Genomic DNA, 19,070 nt, shown 5'->3' with positions numbered 1-19,070 from the left:
TTAGTTTCAAAACTATTTTATTAGTTATTTAATAAAATAAAAAACCGCTACATGGCGGTTGGACAATTTGTCTTGATTTCAATATTACCATTAAGCGAATCTCGATCCTTTGCTCCGAAGGTACTGGCCAACGTTGCACATCGCACCTGGCATCAGCACCACTTCATGATCCCAGTCAAAGGTTGACCAGTTGCCAGGTGTGGCGATCGTTACTTGTTTTGTTTCTGTGAAAAACCAGATGACTTTCTCTGTTCCGAATTCCAGGAGTTTCATGGTTTTTAAGGTTACATATTCGCTTTCTGTAAGATCTTCCAGCTCAACATCGGTATCCACTTCGACAGATATCGTGGGAGGAACCTGCGCATATTTCAAATCGATTTTGTCGCTTCCCCCGCTCGATGATCAATCGGCGGACATAAAAAAGGGCGGCGGAAATGAATCCGTCGCCCTCTCTTATAATATTGATATCGAATTACTCCACTACGCTCAATTTCACAGTATTCGTTTTGCGTTGTCTTGAAACCGGCATGCTCAAAGTATTAATGAACACATCGCCTTTCTGCAATTCGCCTTTTTCAACGAGGAAGGTTTTGATATCCTCGATCAGATCGTCGGTTGAAACGCCCTGGTCGCGGTCGTAAAAGAATACCTTGGTTCCCCAATACAGCGCCAACTGGTTCATCAACATCTTGTTGGATGTGAAAATCAGCAGGTTAGCTTTCGGACGGTGGTGCGAGAGGCGGAATGACGTGTAACCCGAGCGGGTAATGCCAATGATCGCCGCAGCTTGCGTATCACGTGCCAGACGGCAGGCGCTCATTACAACATTATCATTCAGTTTGTAAGTGCCAGGGGTGTCGTTAACAGCCGCATGGTGTTTGAAATAAATGCTTTTGCTGTTAGCTTCTACCTTTTCAATGGTTCTGGTCATGCTTTCTACGGCCAGAAGCGGGTACTTACCGGAAGCCGTTTCGGCCGATAGCATCACTGCGTCAGCACCGTCGAGTACCGAGTTAGCTACGTCGTTCAGCTCGGCGCGGGTTGCACGTGGGCTTTCGATCATGCTTTCCAGCATTTGCGTCGCCACGATCACGGGCTTGCCGGCGCGGTTACATTTTTCAACGATCATTTTCTGGATCATCGGAACCTCTTCCGCAGGAAGTTCGACCCCAAGGTCACCACGGGCCACCATGATACCATCCGTAACTTCGATGATCTCATCGATATTGACGATTGCCTCAGGCTTCTCGATTTTCGCTACAACGCGGGCGGTTTTGCCTTTGTTGGCAATATATTCCTTCACTTTTGTGATTTCTTCGGCTGTGCGAACGAATGACAATGCAATCCATTCCACATTGTTTTCAAGACCAAAGTCCAGATCTTCCCAGTCTTTCTGCGTTACCGACGGCATGGAAACTCGCGTGTTAGGCAGGTTTACACCTTTTTTCGATTTAAGCAAGCCACCATAGATAACCTCTGTGATTACATCCGTTCCGTCGATTCCCGTTACCAGCACTTCCAGTTTCCCATCATCCATCAACACGCGGTCACCGATCTTCACATCATTGTACATCCCATCGTAAGGCGTGCTTACCTTTTCAGCGGTACCAAGCACTTCAGTATTCGAAAGGATCAGTTTCTTGCCTGATTCGATCAGAACGCCATCTTTCTCAGCCACCAGGCCGATTCGGATTTTAGGGCCTTGTAAATCCTGAAGAATAGCCAGGTTAAGGCCATGCTCTTCATTGATCTCGCGGATGTTGGTGAGTCTTTCCAGGTGGTCGGCGTGGGTGCCGTGGGAGAAGTTCAAACGGAATACGTTTACTCCTGCTTTGGCCAATGCGTATAACGTTTCTTTAGATTCCGAGGTCGGGCCTACGGTTGCAACAATTCTGGTTTTTTTGGAAGACATAAAGTTAACGTGCAGTGAAAATGATGTTTTATAAACAATCCACGTCTATCACGACCTGGATGCTTTTTAGTGTCTTGTCAGTCAGAGTGTCAATTACTTTTTCCTGTATAAATGACTTTGCCGCCTTAAAATTAATCTTTTCTCGTTCAAGTTTGATGAGAATATCGAACAAAAACTGATTTCTTACTCTTTCGACCAGCGGTGGCTGTGGTCCCAAAACCCTGCTTGCCCCTAAATGTGCGGTCAATTTCTCTGCTAAAACTTTTGCGGCCCGCAAAGCCGTCCCTTCGTCAATGTGCTTTACAGTCACCTTAATGAGCCGGGTGAACGGCGGGTAGTTAAACTTTTCACGCTCCGCGATTTCGGCCCCATACATTCCCTCATAGTCGTTGTTGATGACCTTTTCAAGCAGAGGCTGCGAGGGGTTTGCTGTTTGGATCAGTACTTTCCCAGGCTTGTCCGCTCGCCTTCCTGCGCGCCCACTCACCTGTGTAAGCATCTGGAATGCCCGTTCCGAAGCGCGGAACTCGGGGAAATGGATAATGCGGTCGGCATCAAAAATACCAACAATACTCACATTGTCGAAATCCAGCCCTTTGCTCACCATCTGAGTACCGACGAGGATGTCGATCCCACCTTCTTCAAAATCCTGGATAATTTGCTGATAAGCATTTTTGGCACGCGTCGTGTCGAGGTCCATGCGTTGTACGCGCGCCTCAGGATACATCACATTGATTTCCTCCTCGATCTTTTCGGTGCCGTACCCCATGGTTTTGACCTTGGTAGACCCACAATGCGGACAGGTCCGGGGTACCTCTTCCTTATGTCCGCAATAATGGCAACGCAGCTCGCGCGCCTTCATGTGGTAGGTCAGGCTTACGTCGCAATTAGCGCATTCCGAAATCCAGTTGCATTCCTCGCATTGCAGGTACGGTGAGTAACCGCGGCGGTTCTGGAAAAGGATGGTCTGTTCCTTGTTTTTAAGATTGTATTCCAAATGACTGAGTAGCACGGAAGAAAACTCGTTCTTCATTTGCTTTTGCCGTTTCTCCTTCTTGGTATCGATCAACTCAAAACGCGGCAATGCAGCATTTCCGAAGCGTTGCTTCATTTCCACCAGGCCATAACGGCCATTTTGTGCATGGAAATAGCTTTCCAGCGAGGGTGTGGCTGATCCCAGGACCGTTTTGCCTTTGTGCATGTACGACATGATCACCGCCACATCGCGTGCGTTATAGCGCGGGGCCGGGTCGTGCTGTTTGTAGGAGGTTTCGTGTTCTTCGTCCACGATGATCAATCCTAGATTATCAAATGGCAGGAAAATGGCCGACCGCACTCCCACCACAAACTGGAATTTCCCATCCAGAATGCCCTTCCAGACCTCTACGCGCTCATTATCCGAGAATTTGGAATGGTATATGCCCATGACGTCGCCAAATACCTTCCGCAGCCGCACAACAATTTGGGTTGTCAATGCAATTTCAGGAAGCAGGAAGAGGACTTGCGATCCGCTTTCAAGAGCCTGTTTGATCAGTTCGATATAAACTTCCGTCTTGCCGCTGCCGGTAATGCCATGTAAAAGCACCACTTCCTTTTCCTGGAAAAGTGCGTGGATTTGTCTTGTGGCTTCTTGTTGGGTATCGGTGAGCGTGATAGTGCCCATAGTGCCCGTCGGAATGTCGTCGAAGCGTGAAATGAATATTTCAAACTGTTCGAAAATGCCTTTTTTAATTAGTGTGTTCAAAGAGGCATCGGAAATGCTATCGTCCTGGCTAAATATCGATTTGTCCAAACCTTTGTGGTTCAAATCGGGATTATTGTAAACCGGGATGAAGCTGAGGTACTTCAAAAGGATCTCCTGCTGCCTTGGCGTCTTATCGAGATCGGCGGCTAGCCTGGAGAGTGCCTCATTCGTGGTGTACGCGGATGCCAGCCTGACCTTTTTCGCTACTTTGGGCTTATAGCGCTCTTTTACCTCTTCATACAAAATCACGGCCCGCTTGCCCACGAGCGATTTGATGATCGACGTGATATTGGATTTCTGCAAAAGCCTTTCTACTTCTTCATAGGAAAGGGTCTGATGCTTTTTGATTTCATCCAGGATAATGCGCTCCTGGTCGGTCAGCAGGTCATCATATTCAAACTCGGGGTTCAATTGAATGCGCGACTGGCTGGTAATTTTCAGGCCGGCCGGCAATGCCACATTCATCACCTCGCCGATATTGCAGAGGTAATATTCGGCTACCCATGCAAAAAGTTCGAGTTGGTGAGCGGTAACTATCGGCTGCTCGTCCAGCAATTCGAGAATGTATTTGGCCTGATATTTCACCGGCGGATTGGTGTGCAACTGTGCCACCACGGCTGTAATGACCCTTTTCTGACCAAACTGCACGATTACCCTCGCCCCGACTTTGATCAGTGACGCCATTTCGCGAGGAACCCGGTACGTAAACAGGCTCGGAATCGGCACGGGCAGGATCAGGTCGGCAAAAAGGGTGATTTCTTCCTCAAAAAGGGAGGTCATTGTTTCAATTCTTTAATTAGGCGGCAAGTTCGCAATTTGTGGTCAAGCAATCAACGAAACATCGAGGGTTGCCGCATTAGCCCAATCAACCATCGCATTGAAAAGCCTTATCTGGCTAAACGAATTAATGTCGGTTTCGCAGATTTCGGCCGTCCGGATAACACCTTGATCGAGCAAAAATGCCCGTTGAGTGCCAGGTAAGAGCGGACTGTCGGGAGTAAGCCATTGACTTCCGTTCCAAAATGCAACGTTGCAATAATTGGAATCAGTCACGAGGCCATTTTTAATAATCAGAATTTCGTCCGCGTCCCCCCGTTGCGCAAAGAGCGTGTTGAGGGTGTCGCGGTTATCGTATTTGTATTGATAATCGATTTCATTATGATAAACCCGGCGGATTTTACCGATTGTGCGGCGGGAGTAGGGCTCCCATTTGATGTTGTCGATGTCTTTGCCATAGGCGACGCGACACTTATGGATGTTGTGATCGACCAGATCGGGTATTTCAAGCAAAGCCGAAAGGTCCCATTCATTGGTACAGCCCCATAATTCCCGGCGGGTTTTATTAAGACGTGCTTGGTGGTACGACAGGTTTTTTAATTGACGGTTTTCGACGCGGATCGTTTCAAAGCACAGCATGCGGGACGTAGCTAAAGGGGAGATAAACTTTATCAATGACTTCCTGGTACTCGCTCAACGCATTGCTCCGCGCTGTAACCCCACCACCACTTTTGAAAATCAGCCCGTTTTCCTGTTGCTCGATGAAACGGATCATCACCGCACTCTCGAAGTTTTCCCCGTCAAAATAACCCATTATGCCGGTGTAATAGCCGCGGTCGTAGGCTTCGGCTTCCTGGATAATTTCCAGAGTGCGGGGTTTTGGCGCACCTGTAATCGAACCGGCGGGTAATAATTTTGTCAGGAGATCGCCATATTGACCATTAAAAGTACCCGGCAGAGTGCCCGCAATTTCAGAGCTCACTTGTAACAGGGTTTTGTCATAAGTCTGAATGCGATCGATATAGCGATAGCGTTCAACCCATACTTTCTCAGCCACCATACTGATATCATTCCTGATCAAATCCACTATAGTAGCATGTTCAGCGGCTTCTTTATGATCCGAAAGAATTACCTGCGCGGCATTAGGAATGGATGCGTCGATGGTGCCTTTCATTGGAAACGAAGCAATGCGGTTGCCCTGGATGCGGACGAATATTTCCGGCGAAAAGCAAACAAACTGATTTTTATAAAGTAACCGGTAAGACGCCTCGCTATACCGGAAAATTTGTTCCAGCGTCAGGTTTGTATCGATCGGAGTCGGGACGGAAAGATTTACCAAAAACGAGTTCCCTGCATTCAAATGGCGTAGTACGCAATCGAATTTTGACTGATATGCTTCGAATGGAATGGGATGTTTGCCAAAACGGATATGCTCCGGAAGCTCGTCGCGGAGCTGCTGGTGATCATTCGTAAAACCATTCAGGTAGAATAGGATCTCGTTTGGGTCGATGTCGTCGAGTTTCCAGGCTTGCGGTTGTTGAAACTGGTAATCTACCAAAAAAAAGAAAGGGGTTTTGGTCCTGCCCCATTCATTCAGCTTCTTCGCAAAGTAGCAGGCCGCGTTTTCCAATCTAAAATGAGTATAATCAGGCTTTGAGAACAGTTAGCTAATTTACAAAGTTCAGAAACCAATAGCTAAATTAGAGGGTTAAAAGACCAGGACGGCTACAAGCTAAATAGGTCGTCGGCACCATTCAAATGCACATTTACGACGCAATTATCATAGGAGGGGGCCCTTGCGGCCTCGCAATGGGTGTCGAACTGGCCAAAAGCGGCCTCGATTACCTGATTCTCGAAAAAGGAAATCTCACCGAATCGATTCGTCGCTATCCGAGGCGGATGAAGTTTTTCTCAACCGCGGAAAATATTGAGATCGGCGGGATACCATTCGCAATCTCGGATGTAAAGGCAAACCGAAACGAGGCACTTCAATATTATCGGAAGGTAGCCGGTTACTATCATTTGAATTTCAAGCTCTTCGTAGATGTAGACCGTGCGGAAAAGCAATCGGACGGTACTTTTCTGACGTATTCCAACGATGGTCAGGTATTTCAGTCTAAAACCGTGATCCTGGCAACAGGCTATTTCGATGTGCCACGCATGCTGAATGTGCCGGGTGAGAACCTGCCACATGTTTCGCATTATTACGACGAGCCTTTCAAATATTCTTACACCAATGTCGTGTTGGTAGGAGGTTCCAATTCATCGGTGGAGGCCGCTTTGGAGCTGTACCGGCACGATGCGAAGGTGACGATCGTGCATAAAGAGGCAGATTTCCGTACCAAAGTGAAATACTGGCTCGTACCCGATGTGAAAAACCGCGTGAAGGAAGGTAAGATCCATACGCGATTCAACTCGGTAACGAAAGCCATCGAGCAGGGGAAAATGCTCATTGAGAACATTGAAACGGGTGAGCAGGAGTGGCTTCCAGCGGATTTTGTGTTTTTGTTAGTGGGCTATTTACCCGACGAACATTTGCTGGCGCGATGCGGGGTTACGCTCGATCCGGGCACGAAAGTACCGGAATATGATGCGGAAACCTTTGAAACGAATGTGCCCGGACTCTACCTGTGTGGAACTGTGATGGCTGGTGTTTTTACTGAAAAAGTCTTTATAGAGAATGGACGCGAACATGCGGCAGCTATCGCCGATCATTTGGCGGGCCGCGAAGTGAGGAAGGTTAAGGAGTTGATTGATCGGATTTAGATGTTATGGCCGTGGCCGACCGTGAAGGCATTGCTGCGGCGGACCGCCACAACGCCCGACTTTGAATTGATGCGAACTATTGATCTACAAATACCAGTTTGCGCGTCTTCTTTTTAGTTGAGATCTTTTCGATTTTAGCTATCAGACCGTTGGATCCAACGCCATAGCCTACATTTCCGGCGAAGCTCAATGAGTGAAAGCCTTCGGTTCCCAGCGAAATCCAGCTTTTACCGCGGTCTAAGGAAACACTGCTGCCGGAAGGTCCGGACGCTACTATTGCATAATTATCGGAACGGATCTGGGTGTCGCCATTCCAGGTGGCGTTGGTTTTGTGGTAAATGGCCACGGATTCTTTCAGGCCTGTGGGTTTGGTCATCCCGGCCAAAGTCCAGTTAAGGCCGCCATCATTGGTTAAAAGCACATTCTGGGTCGAATCGGTGGTTTTTTTGTAATTCCCGCCTACTGCCATGCCGTTATTTTTAGACCAGAATCTTAGACCGAAAATTCCGCTAGTGGGACCTGCGGGAAGTGGCGTGGACGATACATTCCACGATCGTCCATAATCTTCGGATTTGAAAACCCTCGCCATTTTGCTGCCGCCGGTGCCGATGAATACGGTTCCTTTACCGTTGACGACAATGGAAGTGCCACTGGCTGCAAAGCATGCTTCGCCGGGTTCTGCAGCCGGGCGCTGGTCGAGTGGCAGTTCCTGCCAGTTGTTACCGCCGTCCTCAGTAGTTAAAATGAAGAGTTTGCCTTGTGTAGGATCGCCGAGACAAATGCCCTTATTTTTATCCCAAAAGTCGATTCCATCCAGAAAAACCCCATTTTGTGTAGTTTGGTACACAAGCTTCCAGCTTTCTCCGCCGTCTTCGGTCTTGTAAATTTTTGCTTTGTCTTTTTCGGATTCGCCAGCGCTCATGGCAATGGCAACTTCCTTGTCAAAAGCATGAATGTCCCGGAAGTCGAGCGAGTCTGCACCGGAGACTTTATAGGTGGTCCAGGTATGACCGCCGTTCGTTGTTTTCAGAACAGTGCCCCGCGTGCCCCCGATCCAGCAGATTGTGGGTGATACCGCGTGTACTGCACGCATATGAATCTTCGTTTTGATATCGATGACCTTCCATTGGGCCTGACTTTCGACCGCCGTAAGGGAAAGTAGCCATGGTAACATGACAATAAAAAGACCGTTCAATGGAAATCGGAGCGATTGCTTGCTAAGTGGCACAGTATTTTGTTATTTTTCAGTTCTAATGTTTTTATTAACACAAAATAGGGATTCGTATGAACAAGAACCAAAAATTTTTGATCGGCTCAATCGGAGCATTGTTGACAGGTATCGCGATTGGCCTTTTGGTAGCTCCTAAAAATGGCAAAGAGACTCGCAAATTGATCAAGAATAAGGCAAACGACCTGGGCGGATCTGCCAAGGATACCTATGAAAAAAGCCTGGAAGAACTTTCTCATCTTGCCGAGAAACTTAAAGATGGTTTTACCAAAAACTTGAATACAGTAAAAGATAAAGCAAACGGTGTGGCCGATAATGTGAGCGAAAACGTTCGTAGTGCCGTTAACAATAATGCTTAGTAACTCCGACATCACGACATTGAAAAGGGTTGTTTCTCATGAGAAGCAACCCTTTTTTATGCGTTATATCAAGGAATTTTTGCAACAACCTCAGCGATTACCTGATTGATATCCTCCGTAAAATTCTTTGTTTTCTCCGAGATTATTCCGCTTGCACCACCCTGCCACACCATCCGGTTATTGGCCGCGTCCACCAGATCGATCACGATCGTTCCTTCACGGTATTTGCCGGTTACCACCTCTTCGCTTTTCCACGAGTAACGGCGCTGGCCCATGTAGCGTGGCAGGCCATCGGTGCGAAAATCGGTCTGGCGTGTTTGTAATTGCTCCTGCACATTAAGTGCGATGTTGATTTTCAAGCCCGGGTCACGGGCTTCGTCAAGGCCGCGCGTTTGCAGGTTTTTGGCAATCGCGTCCTTGATAATGCCGACATTTTTTTCAAAATTTTTCGAAACAGTATCCCCGGTGGCTTCAATATCGTAGAAGCCGTAGGTAGGAAAGTCTGCAAGTTTAAATGTGTTTTCTTGCTTAGTTTTCAGGAGTTTATAAGAAGGACTGCATGCCGAGATCAAAACGGCAAAGCACAAAAGGAACAGTGCATTTTTCATAAGGACGAATATTTAGGTTAATTATCCGATTACACTTCCCAGTTCTTTGGCGGCTGCCATACTAATGCCCTTATAAAACATGAATTCGGTCATAACCGCATGTTGGTCCTCTTCCGTTTGCGCGTGTGCAGCCTGTTGAAGGCAAACCTTCATTTTTTCTTCGATGAAGGCTTTTTTGAGCCTCAGAATGTTATTGAACGCCGTTTTGTCGAGCACGTCAGTCTCGAACGGGACATAAATTTCATATTTCTCCTTCCACAACTCGCTCAGTTCGTGCTTCTGCGTTAGCCATTCGATGGTCATATTCCTGATATCCGCTTCGTGATGGTTCAGAAAGTAATCGGTAGGGAGTACCTGATTTCTATTGAAATTTTCACGGAACAAAGTCAGCAAATGGTTGTATACAGGATCTCTTAATTCAATTCCCTCGATTTGCCCAAGTACGTACTGACATACGGAAATGGTAGGTTCGAGCTCGCGCGCTCCATGTACAACAAGCAACCGCACGAATGCTTCTTCCTGATAATGCAGCTTGGTACGTTGAAGTGGTTCCGGGGCTTCTTCGGTAACAAATGGGCCTGCATCAGGCTCGCCTCCGAACGGGCCGAAACCGTCGCTGAACAATGCATCCAGGTCGTTCGGGCCTTCTGGCGCCGCATTGGTTTGGCGTGGTTGCCGATCCGCTGGCTTTGCCGAATGTTGCTTTCTAAGGAGCTTATTGCCCTCGGTAATCAGCATTTGCTCATCCACACGCATCATTTCTGATGTGCGATGGAAAAATACCTGCCTTTTGATCGCGTCAGGAATCTTTACAATGCTGTTAACCACCTCCTGTATGACAGCCGCCAGCTTGAAAGGGTCGTTACCTGCATCCTGCAAGAGGATTTCCGTTTTAAAAGTAATGAAATCCTTCGCTGCCTTTTTAAGGTGTGCTTTAAATGCTTCCGCACCTACTTTACGGACGTAGCTGTCAGGATCTTCATTATCCGGGAACAGGACGATATTGACATTCAATCCTTCTTCCAAAACCAGATCGAGCCCGCGCAATGCCGCTTTGATACCTGCCATATCACCATCGTAAAGAATGGTGATATTTGGCGTAAAACGGCCTATCAGCCGAATTTGCTCGACCGTCAACGATGTACCTGACGACGCGACGACGTTTTCTATTCCTGCCTGATGCAGCGAAACAACATCGGTATAGCCCTCGACGAGATAGCAATGTTCAAGGTGCCGGATCGCGTTTTTGGCCTGATAAATGCCATACAGGACCTCGCTTTTATGATAAACCTCAGTCTCGGGAGAGTTGAGATATTTGGGTTGGTTCTTGTCCGACTTTAATATCCTTGCCCCGAATGCGATGGTTTTGCCTGCAATGTTATGGATCGGGAAGATAACCCGGCCGCGGAAACGGTCATAACCAGCCGAATGGCTGCCTTCCTTGTGAATGAGCAATCCTGCTTTTTCTAATATTTCTGCGGAATAGCCTTTTTCCAGGGCCTCTTTAGAAAAAGAATCCCAGTTGTCGAGACTGTAACCAAGCTCGAATTTTTTCCGGATTTCACTCGTAAAGCCCCGCTCACGGAAGTAACTCAGACCAATTGCCTGGCCCTCGTCGCTGTGATGAAGCTGATGCTGATAGTAATTTTTGGCGAAGTTGAGGATAATGTACAAACTCTCGCGCGCATTTTGCCGGATAGTCTCTTCGTCCGTCAGTTCTTCCTCCTCAATCTCGATATTGTATTTACCGGCCAGGTACCGGAGCGCTTCGCCATAGCCGATGCCGTCGACATCCATCACAAACTTGATGGAATCACCTGCGGCTCCGCAACCAAAACATTTATAAATCTGTCGTGATGGATTGACGTTGAAGGACGGCGTTTTTTCGTTGTGAAACGGGCAGCAGGCCGAGTAATTGGCCCCTTTTTTCTTCAAGGACACAAAATCCCCGACCACCTCCACGATGTCTGCGGCGTGCTTGATCCTTTCGACGGTTTCGGGATTAATGCGCATGATTTTCTGTTATTCAATTTACACGGTCGCGGAGCTTCACCGGATCTTTCTTTTTATCCAGTTTCATATTCAACAGTTCCACGAAGAATGAGAATGCCATGGCAAAATAGGCATAGCCTTTCGGAATTTCGTAGTGGAATGCTTCTGCCACGAGCAGCGTGCCAATCATCAACAAAAATGAGAGCGCTAAAATTTTGATGGACGGGTGATTATTTACAAAATCCCCGATTTTAGCCGCAAATGCAATCATTATAAACGTCGACAGGACTACGGCTACGATCATGATCGGCACTTCCTTTACCAAGCCAACAGCCGTGAGCACGGAGTCAAATGAAAAAATAATGTTCAGCAATGCGATCTGTATCAACGCGCTGCCGAATGTCATTGACTTTTTATTGGAAATATCGCCGGATGGCAGATCCTCGGCTTCGCCCTCCAGTTTGTGGTGGATTTCTTTGGTTGTGCTGTAAAGTAGGAATAAACCCCCTCCGAGGAGGATAAGGTCCCGGCCGCTGAAACCATGTCCGAAAAGGGTAAGGACATCCTCTTTCAGGCCTATAACCCATGAAATGGCAAAAAGCAGGGCGACCCGAAGAACAAGTGCAATGAGCAAGCCATTGTTCTGTGCTTTTTTTCTCTGATCGACCGGGAGCTTGCCGGAAACAATTGTGATAAAAATTACGTTGTCAATTCCAAGGACGACTTCAAGAAGGGTCAATGTGAGCAAGCTGATGAGTGCGTCGGTGGTGAAAAGTGATTCCATGAATGAGTTGTGAGCGTTAGTTGCACGAAAGTAATCAGGCAGAGCAGCTTGAACAATAATTACGCCAAATTTCCGTAATTTTGGGCTTGGCCGGAATCTAAAGGAAAAGTTTTAGAGAAATGTCCATTATTTTCTCATTAGAATTTAGAAATTCGCATCTTAAAGTTTTTTTCTCATTACTTTAGTTTGTTATTTTGCGGTATTGAAAATCAAGTCGAAATTTATTTTAGCGATATATAGATATTAAAAATATAGTGTGTGTATAGTGTGAAACAGGGCATGGAAATTTTTCTATGCCTTTGTTTTTTATGTTGATTGTGAATTAATTAGCTCGCCGGCTCACCACTTTCCAATAAAATAAGATCAGTTCGCCGACGGCATCGGGAATGTTTCCTGAAAGAGCTATCAATTGCCTTCCTTCTTCCAAATTCCGTTTCAGATCTGTTTTAGAAAAATCCCGAAAAACGCAGCAAAATGGTGGCCGCTCTACGGCCGCGGATGCCAGAACGGGTATTCTAAGTGCCTGTGCTTCATGGATAGACAAAGAAACACCATCGGTGGTCGTGTTCCGGATGAATGCATCTGAAAGAGAAAGGATGCACCGGAAATCATGTAAACAACTGATAAAAAATGTGTTGCTGGGAATGTGCGACATGTTTTGCTCAATGTACGAACGGTAGTTACCGGAGGGATCGGATATGAGTAATTGATACTCTGGATATCCGTAAACCGCTCGATCAATTCGGAAATCCCGTAGGTTTCCTTGCCATTTTTGTCGAATACCACGTCCCAGGCATTGGTGCAGAATGTCGCGGCGTAGTGCTTGCAACGTTCATTGATTTCGTGGTCCAATGTTGCCGTAAGGCGCTCTATTTTACCGCCGCAAATGTAGGTGGAAATTTGCTGTGACCTCGGATTGAGCCGAAGCGCTTGTTGCAGGCTTTCGCGATCTTGTACAATAGCGGCATGGGCGAGGTGGGCTGACAATTTAACAATTGCATTGTTAAGAGGGTCGTATCTGCCCCATTTGCCATGATAAGTAATAAGCAATGTTTTGAAAGTGAGTCGGCAGAAAGCTGCAAAAATAAGCTGGTATGCAGGGTTTGAGACATGAATGTGAATGACCCGGTGCATTATCAGCGCACGTAAAACGCTAATTAGACGATCTTTCCCAAGGTCGCAAAAGCGGAACGGAAAATCGCGACTATGCAGGTTTTCTATTAACCTTTTCATGTGCATTGTCACGCCACCAATAGGCGGCGGCGTTCTCCCTATGATCAGAATTTTAGGCATTATTGCGGATCGGCGGATGTTGGCCGACGGTTTTTGAATAGTAATACAAGCAGATTAACAGTAGAGGTGCGATGCAATTGATCGTAAGGCTTTTAGAAGGAAGAATTACAAAAACGGAGCCTACTGAATGCACAAACACGAGGTAAGCGGCCAATGCGAATAATAGCAGCCAGTTTTTGCCACTGCATTTGGCAGCTTTGAACAAGCAATAACTAAGCCCGACAAAAAGAGTATATAGGTAGAGCGTTCCGAGAAGTCCCTGTTCGGCCAGTGATGTGTAAAACACGGAATGAGCTTCGCGATAACCGGGACCTAAAATCTCGAAACTTGCAGTTCCATGCCCGTAAAGAGGGCTTTCGAGGAAAAGCTCATAGGCGAACGCGCGGATATTTGACCTCCCGCTCGCTTCCTGCAATTTTTGTAACACCGGACCAGCCGAATGTATTTCTCCGAAACGAAGCTGCCAGGGATAGGTAAGATCCGCATTGAAGCTTTCGATTATCGGACTGAAAATAACAAAAGTCCCAATTCCAGCAGCAGTAAGCCATACCAGCCTTTTTTTTGAGACACCTATCAAAAGAGATGCCATCAGATAAGGCGTGACAATAAAGACAGCTCCCCTTGAAAATGAAAGGACGACAACAGCTACAAATAGCAGGACGAGTATGAAAGTAGGGAGAACCGGACTACCAATACGCTTTAAATGTAGCAACACGAATGGCCACAGAAGGATGAAATAGGCCATTGTCACATTGGTATCCGAAATATTGCGGGTTACCAGAAGATTATCGGCTCCTTTATACTGTATGCCTAAAAACACCAGTCCGAACGTACCAATAGCCAGGATTATAAACAGCAATGCAAGGGACCTTTCCAGCTCCGGACCGAAAGATGGATTTCGAGAACAAATACTGAAATACACGAAATATGCTGGCAGGGTGACGAGGAGTAATACAATTGCGCCAATTAATATGCCCGTCAGGTTGGGCGAAATAACAATGAAGGCGAATTGAACGATAATCCAGGAGGCTGCCAGGCATTTTTCTGTGAACGTACCCCCCGGTTTGAAACGCACGATCGCGGCTGCAAGGTAGAGATCGGTGACTATGAATGGTAGTAGTCGCCACAGAGAGTTTGCACCAGCCGGGAAATCGTATTTCTGAAACAGATGTAGAAATTGTGTCAGAACCGGAATGGCTAGCACGTGGAAAACTTGTGCTCTGAGGGGGTTACCAATACAATCACGCAGTAGAGATAAAAGCCGAAGACAACCACAGTTTGGACTCTGCTTTCCCCGAATAATAGCAGCGAATCAAACAGTGTTATCAATAGGCACGTGATTCCAATGGACATCCCGGCTTTAATGCATATCTCGTTTATCGGTCTAAGCATACTTGAATATACTGGGTGGTCAGATGTGTGGAATCAGGTGCGCAGTGATGGATGATTGGCTTTGCGGTTTCCCAGGAATTGCCGGTAGTGTGTGGGCATTTTAATGCTTCATCCAGTTTTACAAACAATTCGGCTTTATTATAGGCAATGTGACCTTCCAAAAGTTTGTGCAACGGGAAGTGGTGGGAATAATCGTAAAATCGTCTGACGGAGCTTATGTACGGAGTGCCGGGGTGAGCGTCATAAGCAATGCTGATAACAGGCTTGTTACAAGCTGCGGCATCCAGGAACATCGTCGACGCGACCTGCACGCACACGTAGCATGCTTCTAATTGTAATTGCAAAGTTTCAAGAAAGTCAACAGGCGGTACTGGGGATTTCATGTTGAATGGTTGGTAGAAAACCAGTTTTTTTGAGCAGCTATACTGCCGGTACCGATCCGGATCGTCACCTGGATGACACCTTACCAAAATCAGAATATCCCGTTTTTCTTTCCCGTATTCCAACAAATCGTCAATGATATAGTTTTGACAGGAATGATGTTTGACAGCACCGGTAGCAAACAAGATGACTCGCTTGTCGGGATCAATTCCTGACAAGCGTGTTAAAATGGCGTTAAAGGGCATTTTTTTGAAGTAAATATCAAACCTTGGAACGCCCGTCACGCAAACGCAGCCGATATCGCCAAACATCTGATAGAATCGATTGTATTCAGCAGCCATCAATTCGTTCCACACCAGGACCATATCGAAATTTGTATTAATTATGCCTTTGGAGGTCAGATTGTCCCAGCTAATGAGCATTGAAATACATTTTATTCCACAGCTTTTTAATGAATTAATGATCTTGTTTTCACGCAAATCAAGTGGGGATGTCGATAGAACAGCCCGAAAGTTGTGTCTAAGAAGCGCCTGGTATTCGTCGGGTCGGGTCGTGTGTCGGATTAGCCATCCTCTTGTTTGTAACAATAGCCAGCCAGTGAATAATCTGATAAGGTAGCTACCGCGTATCGTATGGAAAACCCACTGGACGGCGCGATGGCGTTCAAAGAGTTTGATGCGAAACGTAGCCAGATTAAAAAAATGGCCGAAGAGTAACACCTGTGAGGAGCGAACCCGTTTTTCAAACCACGAAAGAGCTGGAACAGGCGTTTTTAGCAGCTCCATATTTAAACAAAAATGGTGGTTGAAATGAACGATGTCAGATTCGGTCAGCAGATTTGACAGGATTGAAATGTGCCATCTTTTACCAAGTTCTCCGATCAAGCCGGAGTGGATAACGTTGATCATCGCAAATGGATTGGTAATTAACACCAGGATACGAGGCTTGTATGGTCTTTCCATGCTTGAAGGAGGTTTTCGGCCCTAGCCCAATCGGCCGGTGTGTCAATATTGATTCCGAAGCTATTTTCGTTGATCCAAGGCGATATGCTGCCGCCGGTTATTTGCCCTGCACGGATAAGGGACGTGCGAGCAATGTAAATTTCTCCATCGCGAAAGTAGGTGTCGGGAAGATCCTGTCTCCTCGTGATGATCGATCGATTCACATCCGGTAGTGCTTTCACGAGCGATTTATCGGCGTATGTGTAGGCCCAGAACGGATGGAACATGTGCGGGATTTTTCGGACGCTGATCAGGCTATCGGCGTCTTCGCAAATAATCTGCCTGATGGCTTTGTCGATGATATCAATGGCCCGAAATGGGCAGGTTGGTTGGAGTAATACCACATATTTGAACTTGCCCCATTCTGTTTCAGCATAATCGATGGCATGCACAATTACATCGATCATAGGTGAATGATCGGTCGCCAAATGCGGCGGGCGGAGGAAGAATGCCGAAGTCCCGTCAAAACGATTAGAGAAATCGGCTGTTTCGGGGCTATCCGTTGAAACAATAACCTTATCTAGCAGATCGGATTGTCGGGCAGCTTCAATCGTATAGCGGATAAGCGGCTCACTGCCAAGCAGCCTCATGTTCTTGTTGCTAACTCCTTTTGATCCTGCCCGTGCGGGAATCAGGCCGAGAATCTTTGGAAATGGTTTAGTCATGCCGGAAGAATGTGTTTTTTCAGAATAAAAGGAATACGGGCAAGCTGTCCGGCGATCAATTCCCCGGCATCGCCATTACCATAAATTGATACGGGCTTGTAGGGTCCATGCCTGAGCTGCTGTTGAATGGCCGATACAATCGCTTCCGTGTCGGGCACGCAATCGATCACATTGCACCCGCGCTCCCTTCCCCGTTGCCTGCTCCCGATATTTACCGAAGGCACACCTAGGGCGCTGCACTCGCGTATGCCGACACTCGAATTGCCAACAAAGCATGCGGAGTTTTTTAAAAGCTGAATGAAGTGGCGGGACTCCATATGTTTGAAAAAGTGAAACGGGATATCGGCGTGGCTTTCACGGAATGCCCTCATGCCTTGGGAGGTTCCGTCTGTGCCCGGATCGGCGTTGGGCCAAAACCAGATGCATGGGATATTCAACGCAGCTACCGCCTGCAATGTATTCTCTACCTGCCATTTGGAGTGATCGGCTTCGGTAGTTACCGGATGTTGCAGGGCTATGAGATAAGGCCCGTTCAGCGTGGGTTGCGCTCCCACGCCTCCGTAGGTAAGGTATGGATCAAAATTAAAAGACCTGTGCTGGCAGACCAGATCGATCGACGGGCACCCGGTGCAAAAGACTTTTTGTGGAGAAAGCCCCATTTCAATCAATCTGTTACGCGCGTTCTCTGTGGCTACGAAATGCAAGTCGGCGAGTTGTGAAATGCTGTTTCGGATGCGGTCGTCGATATTCCCTGTAATTTCCCCACCCTGAATATGCGCAAGCGGGATATTCATATTCACCGCTGCAATGGCTGTCGCGATAGTTTCGAAGCGATCGGCGACGGTGATCACCGCGTCGGGACTGTTATTAGTGAAAAATGTGGCCAATTCGATCACCGCCAAACCCGTTGTTTTAGCTGATGCAGTTGCATTTTCGACGTCCAGCAAAGTGGGGATGATCGCTGAAACGGGCAGGTTTTCTGCTTCCAGGTGCGGCAAAATATTGCCAAATTTTTCGACAATGGCGCTTCCGGTCACGACGATTTGCAATGCGAGTTGTGGATGTGCATCGATGGCCGTCAATACGGTTTTAATCCGACTATAACTGGCCCTGGCAGTGATAACAACGCAGATTTTACGCATGGCTGAGATGGTTTTCAGTAAGAAATTCCCATTGGGCAATGTCCCTTGCCAGCGTTTTGCCTAACACTTCCTGGTAGCGAGCCGCTGCTACGCCAAATCCGGCCGGCTTTTTGGTTTCCAGATCGCCACATTGGATCCGCTCACCTTTTCGCAGATCACGGCTTACGGCGAGGGATTTACCAAATGTGCTTTTCAGCCTTGAAAAGGTGGCATTTGCATTTTTATTGACAGGAAAATTCAGCGCTGTCTCAATGCGGCGGACACCGGCAACCAGGGTACTAGCTTGTCGCACATTGAGGGAAGACGACGCGTCGGGGCCGCTCATTCTCTTGTCGAATATAATGTGAAATTCGAGTATGCGCGCGCCGAGTGTGGCTGCTGCCAGGCATGCGAATATGTCACCTGAATGATCGGAGAAGCCTACGGGAACCTGATATCGCTGAATGAGCTCGCTTAGCACATTTAAACCCCATTGATGTGGCCTGGTAGGGTAGGCGGTAGTGCATTGAAGAATCGAAAAGATTGCTTCTTGTGTTCTCAGGAGTGCCACCGCCCGGTCGAGTTCTGCCCAGGAACTCATACCCGACGACAGTATTACCGGCTTGCGCGTCGCAACAATTTTGTCCAGCATTAGCAGATTATCCATTTCGCCCGACCCGATTTTAAACGCCTTTACATCTAGCTCGTTAAGCAAATCCACAGCTGCTATCGAGAATGGGCTGGCGAGGAAGTCCAAACCTGCACTTTCACAGTGCTTTTTAAGTTCCTCCCATTCATTTCGCGAAAATTCCATTCTCTTCCAATACTCGGTACGATTGCCGGTTTCGTAGGGAATCCGGATCCTGAAATCCTCATAAATGCTACTTTCCGCATCGGCAATGTGTACCTGGAATTTGGCTGCATTGACACCCGCATAGGCCAGTGCATCGATGTACGAATGCGCCAGGCCTACACTCCCTTCGTGTGCCTGGCCAATTTCTCCAATGATGTAAATCGGATTCATAAGTGTGTTGGTTTATTAATAAA

Annotated in this window: 17 protein-coding genes; 2 read left to right on the top strand and 15 right to left on the bottom strand. The window is 47.3% G+C overall.

Annotated features, from left to right (window positions below; translation table 11 throughout):
- Positions 1–90: 90 nt before the first annotated feature.
- The 5 genes from LZD49_RS13160 to LZD49_RS13140 form a co-directional block, all read right to left on the bottom strand.
- Positions 91–372 carry a hypothetical protein gene (locus LZD49_RS13160; RefSeq protein ID WP_234667990.1) on the bottom strand — a complete coding sequence of 94 codons (282 nt, stop codon included), beginning with the start codon at positions 370–372 and terminating at the stop codon, positions 91–93.
- 100 nt (positions 373–472) lie between these two features.
- Complete coding sequence (gene pyk / locus LZD49_RS13155) at positions 473–1,912, bottom strand: pyruvate kinase (RefSeq protein WP_234667988.1); 1,440 nt, start codon at positions 1,910–1,912, stop codon at positions 473–475.
- Positions 1,913–1,940: 28 nt separating this feature from the next.
- Positions 1,941–4,436: a primosomal protein N' gene (priA, locus tag LZD49_RS13150; RefSeq protein WP_234667986.1), complete on the bottom strand. Its 2,496-nt coding sequence runs from the start codon at positions 4,434–4,436 to the stop codon at positions 1,941–1,943.
- Between the two features lie 42 nt (positions 4,437–4,478).
- A complete protein-coding gene (locus LZD49_RS13145; protein WP_234667984.1) occupies positions 4,479–5,072 on the bottom strand; it encodes an aminotransferase class IV family protein in 594 nt (197 codons plus the stop codon).
- The gene (locus LZD49_RS13140; RefSeq protein WP_234667982.1) at positions 5,059–6,063 is read right to left on the bottom strand and encodes an aminodeoxychorismate synthase component I; all 1,005 of its coding nucleotides are present in this window, start codon (positions 6,061–6,063) and stop codon (positions 5,059–5,061) included. Before LZD49_RS13140 ends, LZD49_RS13145 begins: the two co-directional genes overlap by 14 nt.
- Positions 6,064–6,191: 128 nt before the next feature.
- Between LZD49_RS13140 and LZD49_RS13135 the strand changes: the two genes are divergently transcribed.
- A complete protein-coding gene (locus LZD49_RS13135) occupies positions 6,192–7,199 on the top strand; it encodes a YpdA family putative bacillithiol disulfide reductase (RefSeq protein ID WP_234667981.1) in 1,008 nt (335 codons plus the stop codon).
- Positions 7,200–7,275: 76 nt separating this feature from the next.
- Here the strand turns inward: LZD49_RS13135 and LZD49_RS13130 are convergent, their stop codons facing one another.
- Complete coding sequence (locus LZD49_RS13130; RefSeq protein ID WP_234667979.1) at positions 7,276–8,373, bottom strand: YCF48-related protein; 1,098 nt, start codon at positions 8,371–8,373, stop codon at positions 7,276–7,278.
- 110 nt (positions 8,374–8,483) lie between these two features.
- Here LZD49_RS13130 and LZD49_RS13125 point away from each other — a divergent pair, with 110 nt between their 5' ends.
- The gene (locus tag LZD49_RS13125) at positions 8,484–8,786 is read left to right on the top strand and encodes a YtxH domain-containing protein (RefSeq protein ID WP_234667977.1); all 303 of its coding nucleotides are present in this window, start codon (positions 8,484–8,486) and stop codon (positions 8,784–8,786) included.
- A 68-nt stretch (positions 8,787–8,854) separates the two neighbouring features.
- On the opposite strand, the gene LZD49_RS13120 is transcribed toward LZD49_RS13125, so the two are convergent.
- The 9 genes from LZD49_RS13120 to LZD49_RS13080 all read right to left on the bottom strand — a co-directional run bounded on the left by LZD49_RS13120 (position 8,855) and on the right by LZD49_RS13080 (position 19,047).
- Positions 8,855–9,394 (bottom strand): DUF4136 domain-containing protein, encoded by a 540-nt coding sequence (locus LZD49_RS13120; protein ID WP_234667975.1) that lies wholly within the window; start codon positions 9,392–9,394, stop codon positions 8,855–8,857.
- Positions 9,395–9,415: 21 nt separating this feature from the next.
- A complete protein-coding gene (dnaG, locus tag LZD49_RS13115) occupies positions 9,416–11,407 on the bottom strand; it encodes a DNA primase (protein ID WP_234667973.1) in 1,992 nt (663 codons plus the stop codon).
- A gap of 13 nt (positions 11,408–11,420) precedes the next feature.
- Positions 11,421–12,170 (bottom strand): TerC family protein, encoded by a 750-nt coding sequence (locus tag LZD49_RS13110; protein ID WP_234667972.1) that lies wholly within the window; start codon positions 12,168–12,170, stop codon positions 11,421–11,423.
- A gap of 486 nt (positions 12,171–12,656) precedes the next feature.
- On the bottom strand, positions 12,657–13,403 hold the full coding sequence (locus tag LZD49_RS13105; protein ID WP_234667969.1) for a hypothetical protein: 747 nt from the start codon (positions 13,401–13,403) through the stop codon (positions 12,657–12,659).
- Positions 13,404–13,455: 52 nt separating this feature from the next.
- Positions 13,456–14,667: an O-antigen ligase family protein gene (locus LZD49_RS35825; RefSeq protein WP_234667968.1), complete on the bottom strand. Its 1,212-nt coding sequence runs from the start codon at positions 14,665–14,667 to the stop codon at positions 13,456–13,458.
- A 172-nt stretch (positions 14,668–14,839) separates the two neighbouring features.
- On the bottom strand, positions 14,840–16,198 hold the full coding sequence (locus LZD49_RS13095; RefSeq protein ID WP_234667966.1) for a CDP-glycerol glycerophosphotransferase family protein: 1,359 nt from the start codon (positions 16,196–16,198) through the stop codon (positions 14,840–14,842).
- A complete protein-coding gene (locus LZD49_RS13090; protein ID WP_234667964.1) occupies positions 16,162–16,902 on the bottom strand; it encodes a cytidylyltransferase domain-containing protein in 741 nt (246 codons plus the stop codon). Before LZD49_RS13090 ends, LZD49_RS13095 begins: the two co-directional genes overlap by 37 nt.
- Positions 16,899–18,044, bottom strand: a complete 1,146-nt coding sequence (neuC, locus tag LZD49_RS13085) for a UDP-N-acetylglucosamine 2-epimerase (protein ID WP_234667962.1) — start codon at positions 18,042–18,044, stop codon at positions 16,899–16,901. Before neuC ends, LZD49_RS13090 begins: the two co-directional genes overlap by 4 nt.
- On the bottom strand, positions 18,037–19,047 hold the full coding sequence (locus tag LZD49_RS13080; protein ID WP_234667960.1) for an N-acetylneuraminate synthase family protein: 1,011 nt from the start codon (positions 19,045–19,047) through the stop codon (positions 18,037–18,039). The genes neuC and LZD49_RS13080 overlap by 8 nt, the downstream gene beginning before the upstream one ends.
- Between the last annotated feature and the right edge of the window lie 23 nt (positions 19,048–19,070).

This window comes from Dyadobacter sp. CY261 (assembly GCF_021440085.1).
GTDB lineage: Bacteria > Bacteroidota > Bacteroidia > Cytophagales > Spirosomataceae > Dyadobacter.
Note: the sequence above shows the minus strand (reverse complement) of the source record. Positions and strands in the feature narration are given on the sequence as shown.